This window comes from Lentzea flava (genome assembly GCF_014648475.1).
Lineage (GTDB): Bacteria > Actinomycetota > Actinomycetes > Mycobacteriales > Pseudonocardiaceae > Lentzea > Lentzea flava.
On sequence record NZ_BMRE01000010.1, the window covers coordinates 126690 to 142295 of the forward strand.

A 15606-nucleotide genomic window follows, 5' to 3' on the forward strand; every position below is an offset into this window, starting at 1 on the left:
TTCAGTCCTCGTCGAACGGTTCGTCGCTCCAGCGCCACCCGGCGGTGCCGTCGGCGTGGATGTGGAGCAGGAACTCGGCCACCGGCTCGCCGTCGGGGAACGTCATGGTGAGCGACTTCCGGATCCGCTCGTAGCAGGCGTCGGCTCGTTCCCAGTCCTCGTCGTCGACGGCCTGCTCCTGCTCGGCGAACACCGAGCGGAACTCCTCGAAGCCGGGCCGGGTTTCCACGTCCGCGTGCATCCACGGGAAGTCGCCGCCGGTCACCGTCAGCCGGGCGATCTCCTGATCGCCGTGGTACAGGCGCCAAACCGCCCCGGTGGTCAACACTCCGCCACTCGGAAGCTCATCACCGACGTGACAACGCGTCGAGGTCGAACGCCAGCGAAGCAGGTCGGCTCAACTTCACTCGTCCCACGACATCCTCGACGACGTGATAGACGCCAGCGACGAGATCGTAGGCAGTCAGGCTGACGGGATCGTCGAGCTGGACCAGCCAGTAATGCGGGATTCCCGCTTTGGCGTACTGCATCGGCTTCGTGAGGCGATCTGTGCGCTCCGAGCCAGGAGACACGATCTCAACGGCAAGCACCACGTCTGCCGCCAGGAACCGCTTTGGTTTGCGCTCCGCGGCCTCGGTCGTGACCACGACGATGTCCGGCTTGCGCACCGTCGGCCGGTCCGAGTCATCGATCACCACGTCGACATCGTCAAATGCCGTCAGATCCTCAGGCAGTTGCTCATCAAGCCAATAGGTCAACCGGTTCTGAGCCCTCTGGTGAAGAGGGACAGCCGCAGGTACCACGTGCAGGACTCCGTCTACGAGCTCGAGGTTCTTGTCCTCTGGCATCGCGTCCCACTCGTCCAGGCTCACCAGGTGATCTCGCCACGCTCCCGCAGTCACGCGCGCACCTCTTTTCCGCCCCGGAGCATCCGCCACCAGTCAGTCTAGGCATCGGCTCAACGCGCACACGGCTTGATCACTCGAACAGGGGTGCGAACTGGAGACCCCTTCGGGTCACGGGTTGAGCACCCGGATCAGGCCCTCCTGCACCACCGTCGCCACCAGCTGCCCGTCCCGCGAGAAGAACTGCCCGGTCGCGAGCCCGCGATTGCCGGACGCCGACGGCGAAGCGGTGTCGTACAACAACCACTCGTCCGCCCGGAACGGCCGGTGGAACCACATCGCGTGGTCGAGAGACGCGCCGAGGACCTTGTCCAGGCCCCAGTAGACGCCGTGCCGAGCCAGAACGCCGTCCAGCAACGTCATGTCCGAGGCGTAGGTCATGATGCAGATGTGCAGCATCGGGTCGTCCGGCAGCTTGCCGTCGGCCTTCATCCACACCCGCGAGGCGGCCTCGCCCGGACCGTCCTCACGCGACTCCCACGGCGGCTCGGTCACGTACCGCACGTCGATGGGGCGCGGGAACTTCGACGAGTGCAGCAGGTAGCCCTCGGCCGCCTCGTGCCACGTCGGCAGCGACTCCGGGTCCGGCACCGACGGCATCTCGTTGGCGTGCTCGACGCCCTGCTCCTCCAGCTGGAACGAGGCGGACAACGCGAAGATCGCCTTGCCGTGCTGGATGGCCACGACGCGGCGCGTGGTGAAGGAGCGGCCGTCCCGGATGCGGTCCACCTCGTACACGATCGGCACGCGCGGGTCGCCGGGCCGGATGAAGTACGAGTGCAGCGAGTGCACCCGGCGTTCGACCGGGACCGTGCGACCGGCGGCGACGAGGGCCTGGCCCGCCACCTGCCCGCCGAAGACGCGCACCGGCGACTCGGCGGGCGACACACCGCGGAAGATGTTCTCCTCGATGCGTTCCAGGTCGAGCAACGCGACCAGGTCGTCCACTGCGGATTGTCCACTCAGCCCTGATGGGCTCGCGGCAACGGCGCGGGCTGCCTCGGTCACGTCGAACTCCTAAGCGTGGTCGTCCTCCCCCAGCCGGTGCACCCGGATGAGGTTCGTCGACCCAATGGTGCCAGGCGGTGATCCGGCGACGACCACCATGAGGTCACCGGCCTGGTAACGGCCGATCTCCAGCATGGACGTGTCGACCTGGCGGACCATCTCGTCGGTGGACTCCACCTTCGGGACCAGGAACGTCTCGGTGCCCCACGTCAGCGCGAGCTGCGAGCGCACCGACTGCTCCGGCGTGAACGCGAGCAGCGGGAGGTGCGTGTGCAGGCGCGCCAGGCGGCGGACCGTGTCGCCGGACTGCGTGAAGGCGACCAGGGCCTTGGCGTTGAGGCGCTCGCCGATGTCGCGGGCCGCGTAGGAGATCACGCCGCGCTTGGTGCGCGGGACGTGGGTCAGCGGCGGCACGACGACCGACTCGGTCTCGACGGCCTCGATGATGCGGCCCATGGTCTTGACCGACTCGATGGCGTAGCGGCCGACCGAGGTCTCGCCGGAGAGCATCAGGGCGTCCGCGCCGTCGAGGACCGCGTTCGCGACGTCGGACGTCTCGGCGCGGGTCGGGCGGGAGTTGCTGATCATCGAGTCCAGCATCTGGGTCGCGACGATGACCGGCTTGGCGTTCTCGCGGGCGATCTGGATGGCCCGCTTCTGCACCAGCGGCACGCTCTCCAGCGGCAGCTCGACGCCCAGGTCGCCGCGGGCGACCATGACGCCGTCGAAGGCCAGCACGATGGCCTCGAGGTTGTCCACGGCCTCCGGCTTCTCGATCTTCGCGATCACCGGGAGGCGCTTGTGGCCCGAGCGGTCCATGACCTGGTGGACCAGGTCGATGTCGGCCGGGGAGCGCACGAACGACAGTGCGATGAAGTCCACGCCCAGCTGGAGCGCGAACTCGAGGTCCTCGATGTCCTTCTCCGACAGCGCCGGCACGGAGACGTCCATGCCGGGCAGCGAGAGGCCCTTGTTGTTGCTGACCGGTCCGCCCTCGACGACCTCGCACACGACGTCGGAACCTTCGACGTCGACGACCACGAGGCCGACCTTGCCGTCGTCCACGAGCAGGCGGTCGCCGACCTTGGCGTCCTTCGCGAGCTCCTTGTACGTCGTGGACACGCGGTCGTGCGTGCCTTCGACGTCCTCGACGGTGATGCGGACCACGTCGCCGGTGTTCCAGTCGACAGGACCCGCGGCGAACCGGCCGAGCCGGATCTTGGGGCCCTGGAGGTCGGCCAGGATGCCCACGGCGCGGCCCGACTCGTCGGCTGCCGCCCGGACCATGTCGTAGACCTGCTTGTGGTCGGCATGGCTGCCGTGGCTGAAGTTCATCCTGGCCACGTCCATACCGGCCGCTACCAGGTCGCGGACCTTGTCCGGCGTGCCAGTGGCGGGACCGAGGGTACAGACGATCTTTGCGCGTCGACTCACGTCTAGAGAGACTAGTCCTGGTTCCTGGACCGATCCCGAACTACCCGTGGGTAATGTTCTGACAATGGGGCGAGTCCTTCCGTTCGTGACCGCGGCGTTGCTCAGCGTCGTCGTTTTGTTCACCCCGGAGTCAGGTGTGCCGACCGCGCCACCGGGTACGGACAAGGTCATCCACACCCTGCTGTTCGCCCTGCTCGCCTGCACGGGCCTTTACGCGAGGATTTCTCGCATTCTTCCGGTGCTGGTGGTCTACGCAGGTGTTTCGGAAGTGCTGCAGGAACTGATCACGCCCCTGCACCGCAGCGGCGACGTGCTCGACGCGCTGGTGGACGTGCTCGGCATCGCGCTGGGCTGGGCTACCTGGTCCTGGATTCGCTCACGCCGACGTGGTCCTCGCACCACGCGTTGAAGTCCTTGAGCTGCCGCCACGACTTGCGCACGCGGTCGAGGCACGCGGGCTCGTGCAGCACGTCGTCGGGCTCCCAGACCTTCCGCACCCAGATCGACCGGTGCCTGAGCAGGTCGAGGTGGGTGTGGTCGTCGGCGAACCCGCGGGGCTTCGACTTCATCACGTCGCCGTGCAGCTCCCAACCCTGCTTGACGAGCTTGTCGATGATCTTGCGCAGCAGCACGCCGTGCGCGTCGACCGAGGCGCGGTAACGAGCGAGCTGGTCAGGGGCCATGTGGTACGAACCACCACCGGTCACCAGACCTTCCGAGCTGACCTGCACGTAGTACGCGCCGCCGCCGCGGCCCTTCTCGATCACTCCGCCGCAGTGCGTCTTGTACGGCGTCTTGTCCTTGGCGAACCGCACGTCGCGGTACGGGCGGAACACCTTGCCCGGCCCGAACTCCTTCTCGAGAGCGGCGAGCAGCGCCTCCATCGGCGCCTTCACGTCCCGCAGGTACGTCTCCTTGTTGTCGTCCCAGTACGCCTTCGAGTTGTCCAGTTCGAGGCCGTCGTAGAAGTCGATGGCGTACTCGCCGAAACCGCTGAACGTCACCGCAACAGCCTAGGCTGATCGCCCAAGCGCGTGAAATTCGTTTGAGCGCACACAATCACGGCCATAATCAGGCGAATGGCCCGCCGTATCAACGCGCTCGCGACCTGGCTCCACCGACTCGAGCCGGACGAGGTGGCCGCGATCCTCCTGCACCGCCGCGACGTGGCCGACCGCTACGTGCGGACGCTGAAGGACCTCGCCACACAGCTCACCGACTCCGATTCGGTGCACGCCGCGGAGGACACACTGGACCAGGGCGCGCTCGACGTGCTCGGGTCCATCGTGGCGATGGGCAACACCGGGACGGTCGACCAGGTGTGCGCCGAGCTGCACTGCTCGGCCGACGACTTCGAGCGGGCGTTCGGCCGGCTCAAGGAACGGGCGCTGGCGTGGCCGGACGGGGCCAGGCTCATCGCGGTGAACTCGGTGCGGGCGAACGGAGCGGTGCGCGACCAGCTCACGTTGCGACCCGCGCCCCCGCGTCTGCGCAAGGCGTCGTCGGTGTCACCCGTGGTCGCCACCATGTCCACTGTGGACGGTGTCGCGCGGTTGCTGGCGCACTGCGAACAGGACGGGTTCGACGCCCGCTACACCGGTGGCGTGGCGACGGTGGAGATCCGCAGGGTCGCACGGGTGTTGCGGGTCGCGGACTCCGTGCTGCGGCTGTGGCTGGAGCTCGCGGTCGAGGCGCAGCTGATCGGCGTCGAACGCCATCGGCTGCTGCCGACCAAGCACGGTGACGCCTGGCTCGACTCGCATCCGGGCGCGCGGCTCGCGGCGCTGGTCAACGCCTGGCGGCGGATGGACTGGCGGCCGGAGCCGGATCAGGCGCGGGCGGCGTTGCGCGACTACACCGGTGCCGCCGGGCTCGCGTTGCGGCGCACGACGCTGGAGCGGTTCTCGGCCGACCAGGCCTTCGTGGACGTCACCGAGCTGGTGGACGACCTGGTGTGGGAGCGGCCCGCCGTGCACGATCCACGTGCGACCGCGGCCGTGATCAGTGAGATCGAGTCGCTGGGACTGGTCGCCGGTGGCGCGCTGACGCCATTAGGTGTGGCGGTGAAGAACAACGGTGACGTCGAGGCCGCCGCCACCGAACTGATGCCGCCCGCCACCGAGAAGGCCGCGTTCCAGACGGACATGACGGCGGTGGTGAACGGCCTGCCGTCGCCGCGGCTGAGCGCGACGCTGAACCTGGTGGCGGACCTGGAGGACAACGACGCGGCACGGGTGTGGCGCCTGTCCGCCGGGTCGGTGCGGCGGGCGCTGGACACCGGGCTCGGCGCCGAGGAGGTGCTGGCGAAGCTCGCCGCCGTGTCGGAAGCGCCGTTGCCGCAGGTGATCGAGTACCAGGTGCAGGACGTGGCACGGCGGCACGGGCAGCTCACCGTGACCGACGTGGCGAGCTGCGTGCGGGCGGAGGATCCGGCGCTGCTGCAGGAGATCGCCAGGTCGAAGCGGCTGGCGTCGCTGAAGCTGCGGTTCCTCACGCCGACGGTGCTGGCGTCCGCGCAGCCGATGACGGAGACGCTCGCGGCGTTGCGGCGGGCCGGGTACGCGCCGACCGGGCTGAACGCCGGTGATCAGTCCATTGTGGAGCGGGTCGAACGGCGGCGGGCGCCTGCCAGGGGTGAGCGGCGCCCTGACCGGTGGTGGCGCACCGAACTGGCCGAGGAGGAGCTGATCCAGCTCGCGGTCCGGCTGGTCGAGCAGGAGCGGCCGACCGTCAGACGGGGCACACCGCGGGCCAACGCGGCGCGAATGCTGCGCGACCAGAACGTCTTCCTGCGCGACGAGGAGGTGCTGATTCTCGCGACGGCCCTCGTCGCGGGCCACCGGGTCGAGATCAAGTACGCGAGCGGCCCCCGCCAGCTGGAGACGCACGTGATCACGCCGGCCAAGCACCTGGAGGGCGTGCTGACCGCGGAATGCGAGGACGGCTCGACACGGGAGTTCGACATCGGCCACGTCCGCGAGGTCGCGGTGCCCGCGTGAACAGCTGGTGAAGTCCGGCTGACGCAGGTGATCACGCGCTGATACTGGACAGGTGGCCGATCCGTTTTCCGCCGGACTGCTGATGGTGCTGGAGACCGTGCTGGAGCGCGTCCTGCTCGGTCTCTTCGACATCGTGCACAAAGGTGCCAGGGACAAGAAGCGCCAACGCGAGCTGACCAGGCCGGGGCCGCTGATCGAACGGGTGAGCGCCGAGCTCGCCCGCGGTGAGCTGAGCGCCATCGAGCGGCACGAGTGGCAGGCCGCGGTGGACGCGGTGCTCGAGTCGATCGAGGCCTCGTTGCCGCTGCGGGAGGACGAGGCGCTGCAGGTGATGCTGACGCCCGCGTCGTTGCGGAAGTACGTGCTGTCCCGGTCGGAGAAGATCCGGCGGTCGGCCGGCCTGTCCGACCTGGCGACGGCGGTCTACGACGCGTTGCTGGAGCGCGTGTGCGTCGCCGTCGTGGAACTGGTGCAGTCCCAACCGGAGTACGCGCGGCGGCTCGCGGTGGAGACGCTCCAGATCAGCCAGGCGACAGCGAAGGCCGTGGCACGGCTCCCCGACCAGCAGCAGCGGGCACTGATGGCGGCGCATCGGGACTTCGAGGACCGCTACGCCGACCAGGTCGCGCACTCGCTGGGCGGGCTGGAGCTGTTCGGGGTGTCGCGGGGACGCGCGCCGCGGCGGCACTCGTTCGACAGCTCGTACGTGTCGCTGGCGGTGGCGCGGGTCGGCGACGCCGACGACGAGCTGAGCGGCGCCGGGCTGCCGGTGGAGACCGCGCTGGTGAACACGCCTCGGGTGCTGATCCGGGGTGGTGCGGGCGCGGGCAAGACGACGTTCCTGCGCTGGCTCGCGATGAACGCGCTGGGCGAGACGCGGACCTCCGGCAACGAGTGGCTCGGGCTGGTGCCGTTCTTCGTGCCGCTGCGGCAGTACACGACGTTGCCGAAGCCGGAGGAGTTCATCTCACCGACCGCCTCGATGATCGAGGAGGAGAAGCCCGCCGGGTGGGTCACCGCGCGGCTGAGGGAAGGGCGGGCGCTCGTTCTCGTCGACGGCGTGGACGAACTGGTCTCGGAACGGCGGGAGGAGGCACGCCAGTGGCTCTGCCGGCTGGTGAACGCCTATCCGCAGGCGCGGTACGCGATCACCACCCGTCCCTCCGCCGTGCCCGAGGACTGGATGGAGGAGTGCGACTTCACGGCGTTCGACCTGTTGCCGTTGAGCGACAAGGGAGTCCGCGACTTCGTGGAGGCCTGGCACACCGCCGCGCGCGACGAACCAGGCCTGACACGGGAGGCCCGGGTGTGGCTGACCGAGTGCGAGACGCGGCTGATCGCCACGCTGGCGAGACGGCCCGACCTGCGACGGCTGGCGTCGAGTCCGTTGCTGGCAGGGCTGTTGTGCGCGTTGCACCAGGACCGGAACATGCACCTGCCGCGCGATCGGCGGTCGCTGTACGAGGCAGCTCTGGACCTGCTGCTGGTGCGCTGGGACGAGGATCGCGGGCTGGCTCTGCCGTCGTTCTCCAAGGAGGAGCAGCTCGTTCTGCTGCAACGGTTCGCGTACTCGTTGGTGCGCAACCGGGAGCTGATGGTGCCGCGATCGGAAGCCGTGCACCGGCTGGGGAACGCGATGCGCGGGTTGCGGTCGCACGACATCGACCCGGACGACGCGATGCAGCGGCTGCTCGAACGGGCGGGGCTGCTGCGGGAGGTCTCGTCCGAGCGGGTGCAGTTCGTGCACCGGACGTTCCGGGACTACCTGGCGGCCAAGGAGGTCGTCGACGCCGGTGACCTGAACCTGTTGGTGGACAGGGCACATCTCGACGAGTGGCACGACGTCGTGGTGATGGCGGTCGCGCACGCTCGTCCGCGTGAACGGGCCCGCGTGCTGATGGAACTGTTGGCCGGCAACGACGACACGCGCAAGGACGAGCGCGGACGCGACAAGCTGCGGCTGCTCGCGCTGGCGTGCCTCGACCAGGCCGACGTGATCGAGCCGGAGACGGCGCGGGAGCAGGTGACGCGGGCCGCGGCGTCGCTGATCCCGCCGAAGAGCTTCGTGCACGCCGACGCGTTGTCCGAGGCGGGGCCGTTCGTCGTGGACCTGTTGCCCGGCCCGGAAGCCGTGAAGGAGGCCCCGTACATCGTGCGGACGCTGGCCAACATCGGCGGTGAGGGCGCGTGGGAGCGAATCGCCGAGTTCGCTGCCGTCGATCACGCGATGGTCATCGACGAGCTGCTGCGGGCGTGGCGGAACACACCGGACACTGAGCAGTACGCCGAGACCGTGCTGTCCAAAGTGGATTTCGGTGACCGCAGGGTCGACGTGCGGGGCTGGCACCGGATCCAGTTCATCAAGCACCTGAAGTACCTGCGGAACGTCCGGTGCATCGGCAACATCAACCCGCTCGACCCGCTCGCGGAGATGCCGTCGCTGCACCGGCTGGAGCTGTGGCAGAACGAGGTCATGCACGACCTCTCGCCGCTGGCGCGGTCCCGGTCGTTGAAGGAACTGCACCTGAGCCGGTGCCGTCCGCTCGGCCGGATCGACCTGTCGCCGGTGAAGAACCTCGACGAGTTGCACCTGCACTTCAGCAAGGTCGACCTGGCGACGCTGGCAGGCGGAACGCTGCGGCGGCTGCAGATCCACGACGAGGCGATTGACGACGGGCTGGCCGCGCTGCCGGACCTGCCCGCGTTGCGCGAGCTGGCGATCGACCACCGCCCGCCCTACCTGCTGGCGGGGCTGGAGCGGTGGCCGACCATCGTCGTGCTCGAGGTGTTCGGTGTGCCGTCGGCGGACGACGTGCGCGTGCTGCCGGCGTTGGAACACCTCGTCGTGCACCAGCCGGAATCGCTTGCCCGGCTGGAGAAACTGCGTCAGCAGCTGCCTGCCGTGCGCATCACCACCTGATGTCGGAGAGGCTGTCGAGCGGCTTGCGCTCGGTCTCGTCGAGCAGCTGCACCGACGCGGTGTCGGCGGCGTGCAGCTCGGCAGGGAAGGTGAGGTTCACCCGCTTCTCCAGCTCGGTCAGCGACACCTGGAACACGCGGAACTCGTCCAGGTCGAGCGCCTCGGCCAGGACGAGGTTCTGCGTGAGCAGGAACGCGCTGCAGCGCAGCTCGCCGTTCACCACGAACGCGATCGCCTTGTAGAACTCGCGCGGGATCGCGACGCCGCGGAACAGCCGGTCGTCGACGTTGAAGACCGGGCCGCCGTACACGCTGACCTTGAGGTTGTCGACGTCGACGTCCGCGAGCACCGCCTCCTCGAGCCTGCCCCAGAGCCCTTCCTTCGTGCTCTGGTTGAAGTCGTCCATCTGCGGCGTGATGTTCGTGAAGAAGAACGAGTCCCTGTTCGCCTTCTGCGCCTCCGCCTTCGGACCCCAGCACAGGTCGGCCCTGCGGGCCAGGTGGCCGCGGTCGAGCCTGTTGTCGCGGTAGAGCTCGTCGCCGACCTGGAACTCGGCCGGGACGCGCGGGTCCTTGACGAACGGGATGTTGCTGCGGCTCAGCGCTTTCAGCTCACCGCCGTCGATGTTCCACGCGACCCAGCTCGCGAACCTGCGCGACTTGCTCATCGCGAGCGAGAAGTGCGTGTAGTCGATCGTGGTCGAGCCGTCGAGCTCGACCGCGTCCGCGGCTCCGGACTCGCTCAGCACCGGGATGCCGGCGAGCGTCCCGAGGAACTTCGCGTCAAATCCTGCACTGGTCATGTGTCGCCCCCTACTGGTTCACCTTGGGGGTCGACTCATCTCATGGGACCGTTAGCCGGATACACCCGATCGGCCCAGTGTTCATGCGGTCTTCTTGACCAGTTTGCCGTCCGGGGCGATCGCGAACCACTCTTCGTCGACGCCCTGGCCGTTCAGGTCACCCGCGACCTTGTCTCCCACGTAGTAATAGAGCGGCCACTTTCCGTACACGGCCTGGGAGCTCTCCTCGATCTGCGAGACCAGGTTCGCGTCCGCGCCCTCCTTCGCCTGCACCTCGGACTGCGCGGTCAGGGCGGGCCAGACGGCGATGCAGTCGGCGTCGCACGCGCTGGAGGAGTTCTCGTCCTTGGTGAACGCGTAGAGCGTCCGTCCTGATTGGTCGACCAGGATCGGCCCGAGGTCGGACTGCGCGATCCTCACCTCGGCCTGTACGGGCACCTCCTGCTGCGAAACCTGTTGTGGCGCCTCGTTTCCGCAGGCCACCAGCGTCGCGAGCAGTGCGGGCAGAGCGAGAATTCCCATACGTACGTGCATCTTCGTCTCCTTGCGGGGTGTCCCTGTTCCGACGACGACACGTCCGCAGGCGACCTTTGGTTCAACCAAAGAAAATTGGTTGAACCGGATCCGGCCGGCATCCGTGTTGGTGGTGTCGGGTCCGCCAGACCCCCCGACTCCCACTGAGGAGCCTTGGAGTACATCCCATGTCTCGCAACAAAACTGTCGCTGCCGCATGCCTGCTGGGCGCCACGCTCGGCCTCGCGGTGGTGACGCCGGCGTCCGCCGCTCAGGACGCCGTGACCGTCAAGATCACGAACCAGGCCGGGTACGAGGCCACGTTCTGCGCCGCCGACGTCCTCGAAGGGCGTTGTCTGGACGGTGCGAAGAAGGGCGAGTCGCGCACCTTCACCGTGAAGCCGGGCAACGGCCCGATCGAGGTCCGCGTGGTCGTGAAGAACGGCGGTTCGGTCTTCCAGAACTTCACCGCCGACGGCCCCGTGCTGAACATCGACGCCGGTGGTTCCGCCGACAAGCCGACCGCCACGAAGGCCGGCGGCGGCCACGGTGAGCACGGTGGCCAGAACCCCGCGCCGACCACCGGTCAACCCGCGCCCGCGCCGGTCAAGGGCAAGCCGTTCTTCTTCTCCGCCGACCTCGACGGCAAGCAGGAGGTGCCCACGCCCGGCGGTCCGGCCGTGGGTGACGAGGACGGGTCGGCCAAGGCGCTGGTCGAGGTCCGCGGCGACCGCGTGACGTTCGCGCTGGAGTGGAAGAAGACGGCCCCGATCACGCTCGGCCACATCCACCAGGGCGTGGCGGGTCAGAACGGTCCGGTGAAGGTCGGCCTGTTCACGACCCCGATGCCGGACACGGTGTCCGCGGCCGCCGGGCAGACGGTGATCGACCCGAAGCTGGCAGAGGACATCCGCAAGAACCCCGCGGGCTTCTACGTGAACCTGCACAGCACCGACCGGCCGGGCGGCGCCGTGCGCGCCCAGCTCAAGCCGCTCGGCAAGCACGTCAACCCGCTCGACATCATCAAGGGCGGCAAGCTCCGCGCGTTCTCCAACGGCCGCAACGAGGTGCCGGTGCAGGGCGGCCCGAAGGTCGGCGACCCTGACGGCCAGGCCGTCACGTTCGTGCAGCCCTCTGGCAGCGGTGTCGACTTCTCGCTGGCGTGGGTGAACATCGACGCGCCGACGCTGGGCCACGTCCACCAGGGCGCCAAGGGCGTCAACGGCCCGGTGAAGATCACGTTCTTCGGCACCGCCGTCCCGCAGGGCATCTTCGCGGTCTCCGGCACGGCCACGGCTGACAAAGCCACGCTGGACGCGCTCAAGAAGTCGCCGAAGGACTTCTACTCGAACCTGCACACCGGTCCGTTCCCCGGTGGAGCCGTTCGCGGCCAGTTCACTTCTCACTAGCCAGACCATCCGAATACCAGGCGCCTCGGCCGCGACCCCCACGGCCGAGGCGCCTCCCATTTCCGGAGTAGATTGCTCCGAATGGACGCCGCCGACAAAGCCCGCCTCCTCGACGAAGACCTCGAGGAGGATCGGGAGGGCTTTCTGCTGGACGCCGCCAGGGCGTGGCACGAGGCCGGAGACCACGACCGGGCGATCGAGCTGCTGACCGAAGCGGTCGAACTCGGCGTCGAGGATCACGACCACCCGAGAGTTCTCCTGGCGGAGGTGCTGTTCGACCTCGGCCGGGACGACGAAGCACGGGCTCAGCTCCGCGCTCTCCGCAAGACGTGGCCGGACTACCCCGAACCGTACGAACAGGCCGGCGAACTCATGCGCCGACGCGGCGAGTTCGAGGAAGCGCTGAACTGGTACGACCTCGCGGTCGCCCAGGAGGAACCCCGCGGCCTGGCCGACCGGCCTCTCGCCATGAGCCGGCGCGAGGTGCGTCAGAAGCTCGGCCTGCCGGAGGACGATCTGGACAAGGCGGCCGAACCCGCGGCCCGCCGCTTCGAGGAGCTCGTGCGGCAAATGAGGGCGACGTTGGCCGCCGAGAGGTCCCAGAAAGGGATCGAGGCGACGATCGTGGCGTTCTGGCCTCGTGCCGAGGTGCCGCGCGCCCACGAGAAGTGGCCGGAGCTCGTGCCCCGCACCGATGTCGACGCCATGATGCGCGACAACGAGCTGTACCACCGCGAGCTGTCCGAATCCGGTGAGCGCTTCGTCATGGTGCCGCTGATGGTGGACCGGCTGACCGAGCTCGCGAGCCGCACGGGCGGCGATCCGATGGACGAAGAGACCCTGTGCGCCTATGTCACGGAGTCCATCAACGACGACCTCGCCACCGCGTGGCCGCCGGGGCCGAACGCGCCGTGCTGGTGCGGCTCCGGCAGCACGTACGGGAAGTGCTGCGGCCGGCTCCAGTAGGACGAAGGAGACCGGTGCGACGCTGAACCGGCCCCGTCATCGCGCTATCTGCCGACCAGCTCGACGGTGCGCCCCGCCCGGCGCGACTGGTCCACCCACTGGTCGATGGCCTGTCCGCAGGCCTGGTCGAGGTGCCGGACCCCGCTGAGGTCCATCCGCACGTGCTCGGTGTCGACGCGGTCCAGCGCGTCGAGCAGCCGCGGCAACCGCAGGAAGGTCGCGTTGCCCTTGAGCGCGACCCCGTCCGTGGTGATCGTGACGGACAGGCGCGAGACGTCCCACGCCGTCTTCACGACCGCGGCCAGGAGACCGACGAGCGTGCCAGTCAGCAGGTCGGTTGCCACGATGAGCCCCGCCGTCAGCACCAGCACGGCGCCCTCCGGCTTGTCCGTGCGCCACAACGTGACGACCTGCTTGAGACCGAGCAGCTTCCACCCGGCGTGCACCAACACCGCGGCCAGCACGGCGATGGGGATGAGGGTGAGAAGGCCGGGCAGCAACACGACGAACAACAGCAGCCACACGCCGTGCAGCACCCGCGACGCCTTGGTGCGCGCACCGGCCTGGACGTTGGCCGCGCTGCGCACGATCACCGCCGTCATCGGCAGTGCCCCCAGCAGACCGCAGATCGAGTTGCCCACACCCTGCGCCACCAGTTCACGGTTGTACTGCGTGCGCGGCCCGTCGTGCATCCGGTCCACCGCGGCCGCGCTGAACATGCTCTCCGCCGACGCGACGAGGGCGAACACGACTGCGGTGCCCACGACTCCGGTGTCGAGCAACGAGAAGTCCGGCAGGTGCACGTCCGTCGACAGCGTGCCGACCTCGATGCGCGCCACCTCCGAACCGAACAACACCGCGATCCCAGTGCACACGACCACACCGACGAGCATGCCGGGCACCAGACTCAGCGGAGTCCGTTGCCACAGCAGCATGATCACGACAGTGAGCACGCCCAGCGCCATCGCCACCGGCGACACCACCACGTGCTTGAGCTGCCCGAAGATCAGCACCAGCCCGATGCCCGCCAGCATGCCCTGCACGACCGACGGCGAGATGGCGCGGAACCACCGTCCGCACCGGGCTAAGCCCAGCGCGACCTGGAGCAGGCCGGCCCCCAGCACGATCACACCAAGCGCCTGGATGCCGTGCCTGGCAACGGCATCCGCGACGAGAACGGTGAGCCCGGCCGCCGGCCCGCTCACCTGCAAGCTGCTTCCCGGCAGCATGCCGACGACAATGCCGCCCACCACACCGGTCACGATGCCGAGCTCGGCCGGCACCCCGGACGCGACCGCCACACCAACGCACAGCGGCAGCGCCACGAGGAACACGACGACCGACGCCCCGAGATCGGCCCAATACTTCTTCATCTGCGCGAAACCCCTACAGCGGAAGGAAAGCCTGCTCGGCACAGGCCGAGACCTCACCGGTCTCGATGTCGTAGAACCAGCCGTGCACGCGCAGCTCGCCGTTCGCCACCTTCTCGGCGACGAACGGGTACGCCAGCAGCACGTCCAGCTGCTCGCGCACGTGCTCCTGCCCCTCCGCGCGCATCGCCGGGTCGCTCGGCTGCCGCGTCCGCTGCCGTGGGCGCAGCCAGCCCCGCATCGCCGGCAGGTGGTCGATCTTCGCGCCGTTCAGCGCCATGACCGCGCCGCAGTAGGAGTGGCCGCAGACGACGATCTCGCTGACCCCGAGCTGCAGCACCGCGAACTCGATCGTGGCCATCTCGCTGGTGGGCGCCGTGAGCGAGTACGGAGGAATGACGTTGCCCGCGGTGCGCAATTCGAAGAGCGAACCCGGCTCGGCCCCGGTGATCTCGGCCGTCACGATGCGGGAATCGGCGCACGTGATGAACATCGTCGTGGGCTGCTGACCAGCCGCGAGCTTCTGACCAGCGGCACGGGAACGCGTCTTGGCGTGTGCCCGGGCATGCTGAACAAAGCGATGGAAGTCCATGGGAATCCCTCACTGCTAGGAAAATGTTCGGTTTTGATCGGACAGTGGGGACCGATCAGTTCCGGAACACCTGCAATGCGGGCGGTGTGCGCCACACCGCTGTCGATTCGGCCGCGGACACCAGCACGACGACGCCGTGCTCTTCGCGGTGCGCGTGCGCCGTCACTTCCGACGGCCTCGCCACGCTGGTCACGCGGTCGACGGGGGTCACGGTGAGGCGGAGCCGGCTCGGCTCGCGCTCCTCGCGGGGCGCTTCCTCCTTGGGCACGGAGGTTTTCGACTTCGGCGGCGGCGCGCCGATCGACACGGGCGTCACGGCGGGGGCGAGCACGGCGCACAGGGCGATGACGACCGCCAGCAGCACACTGCGCACGACACACCCCCCGACCGAGTTGATCTACAGCTACCAGTTTCGCCCGAACGGGACAAGTTGCGCGATATGCGAGACGTAGATCGCCCGTATCACGCGTCGAATTCACCCGAAAGAACTTCTGGTCTCACTCAATGGAACGGCTAGTCACAGAATTCGCCCCGTATTCGTCCGATGCCCCCTTGCCACACCAGGCTTCATGAATGCGGCCGACCGCAGTCGCGAGAAAGGTGCACACCGCGTAGGGCGAGCACGCCGAGGCTCGGGGCGTCCCAGAGCGCGCCTCTGAACTCGCTGCGGATCGAGGCGAGGTTTCAT

The 15606-nt window shown here is 68.6% G+C and carries 15 protein-coding genes; 5 read left to right on the forward strand and 10 right to left on the reverse strand.

What is annotated here, in order from left to right; translation table 11 throughout:
- Position 1: 1 nt before the first annotated feature.
- The 4 genes from IEZ09_RS14990 to pyk form a co-directional block, all read right to left on the reverse strand.
- A complete protein-coding gene (locus IEZ09_RS14990; protein ID WP_229812570.1) occupies positions 2-325 on the reverse strand; it encodes a hypothetical protein in 324 nt (107 codons plus the stop codon).
- 22 nt (positions 326-347) lie between these two features.
- Complete coding sequence (locus tag IEZ09_RS14995; RefSeq protein ID WP_189254280.1) at positions 348-872, reverse strand: Uma2 family endonuclease; 525 nt, start codon at positions 870-872, stop codon at positions 348-350.
- Between the two features lie 144 nt (positions 873-1016).
- Positions 1017-1913 carry an acyl-CoA thioesterase II gene (tesB, locus tag IEZ09_RS15000; protein ID WP_189254281.1) on the reverse strand — a complete coding sequence of 299 codons (897 nt, stop codon included), beginning with the start codon at positions 1911-1913 and terminating at the stop codon, positions 1017-1019.
- Positions 1914-1922: 9 nt separating this feature from the next.
- Positions 1923-3347, reverse strand: coding sequence for a pyruvate kinase (gene pyk / locus IEZ09_RS15005; protein ID WP_189254282.1), 1425 nt, complete (start codon positions 3345-3347; stop codon positions 1923-1925).
- A gap of 64 nt (positions 3348-3411) precedes the next feature.
- Between pyk and IEZ09_RS15010 the strand changes: the two genes are divergently transcribed.
- Positions 3412-3756 carry a VanZ family protein gene (locus IEZ09_RS15010; RefSeq protein ID WP_189254283.1) on the forward strand — a complete coding sequence of 115 codons (345 nt, stop codon included), beginning with the start codon at positions 3412-3414 and terminating at the stop codon, positions 3754-3756.
- On the opposite strand, the gene IEZ09_RS15015 is transcribed toward IEZ09_RS15010, so the two are convergent.
- Positions 3704-4351, reverse strand: coding sequence for a DUF2461 domain-containing protein (locus IEZ09_RS15015; protein WP_189254284.1), 648 nt, complete (start codon positions 4349-4351; stop codon positions 3704-3706). The two genes, IEZ09_RS15010 and IEZ09_RS15015, sit on opposite strands and share 53 nt — an antisense overlap.
- Before the next feature lie 75 nt (positions 4352-4426).
- Here IEZ09_RS15015 and IEZ09_RS15020 point away from each other — a divergent pair, with 75 nt between their 5' ends.
- Together IEZ09_RS15020 and IEZ09_RS15025 are read left to right on the forward strand one after the other, a co-directional pair.
- Positions 4427-6346: a helicase-associated domain-containing protein gene (locus IEZ09_RS15020; RefSeq protein ID WP_189254285.1), complete on the forward strand. Its 1920-nt coding sequence runs from the start codon at positions 4427-4429 to the stop codon at positions 6344-6346.
- 52 nt (positions 6347-6398) lie between these two features.
- Positions 6399-9266, forward strand: a complete 2868-nt coding sequence (locus IEZ09_RS15025; protein WP_189254286.1) for an NACHT domain-containing protein — start codon at positions 6399-6401, stop codon at positions 9264-9266.
- Here the strand turns inward: IEZ09_RS15025 and IEZ09_RS15030 are convergent.
- Both IEZ09_RS15030 and IEZ09_RS15035 read right to left on the reverse strand, forming a co-directional pair.
- Positions 9256-10068: a DNA/RNA non-specific endonuclease gene (locus IEZ09_RS15030; protein ID WP_189254287.1), complete on the reverse strand. Its 813-nt coding sequence runs from the start codon at positions 10066-10068 to the stop codon at positions 9256-9258. The genes IEZ09_RS15025 and IEZ09_RS15030 overlap by 11 nt on opposite strands.
- An 81-nt stretch (positions 10069-10149) precedes the next feature.
- The gene (locus tag IEZ09_RS15035; protein WP_189254288.1) at positions 10150-10602 is read right to left on the reverse strand and encodes a COG4315 family predicted lipoprotein; all 453 of its coding nucleotides are present in this window, start codon (positions 10600-10602) and stop codon (positions 10150-10152) included.
- Between the two features lie 167 nt (positions 10603-10769).
- Between IEZ09_RS15035 and IEZ09_RS15040 the strand changes: the two genes are divergently transcribed.
- Both IEZ09_RS15040 and IEZ09_RS15045 read left to right on the forward strand, forming a co-directional pair.
- Positions 10770-11990, forward strand: coding sequence for a CHRD domain-containing protein (locus IEZ09_RS15040; protein WP_189254289.1), 1221 nt, complete (start codon positions 10770-10772; stop codon positions 11988-11990).
- Between the two features lie 81 nt (positions 11991-12071).
- Positions 12072-12956, forward strand: coding sequence for a tetratricopeptide repeat protein (locus tag IEZ09_RS15045; protein ID WP_189254359.1), 885 nt, complete (start codon positions 12072-12074; stop codon positions 12954-12956).
- Between the two features lie 44 nt (positions 12957-13000).
- Here IEZ09_RS15045 and IEZ09_RS15050 read toward each other — a convergent pair whose 3' ends face one another.
- The 3 genes from IEZ09_RS15050 to IEZ09_RS15060 form a co-directional block, all read right to left on the reverse strand.
- Positions 13001-14329, reverse strand: coding sequence for a SulP family inorganic anion transporter (locus IEZ09_RS15050; protein WP_189254290.1), 1329 nt, complete (start codon positions 14327-14329; stop codon positions 13001-13003).
- Positions 14330-14342: 13 nt separating this feature from the next.
- On the reverse strand, positions 14343-14819 hold the full coding sequence (locus IEZ09_RS15055; RefSeq protein WP_229812571.1) for a carbonic anhydrase: 477 nt from the start codon (positions 14817-14819) through the stop codon (positions 14343-14345).
- Positions 14820-14973: 154 nt separating this feature from the next.
- Positions 14974-15291, reverse strand: coding sequence for a hypothetical protein (locus tag IEZ09_RS15060; RefSeq protein WP_189254292.1), 318 nt, complete (start codon positions 15289-15291; stop codon positions 14974-14976).
- Between the last annotated feature and the right edge of the window lie 315 nt (positions 15292-15606).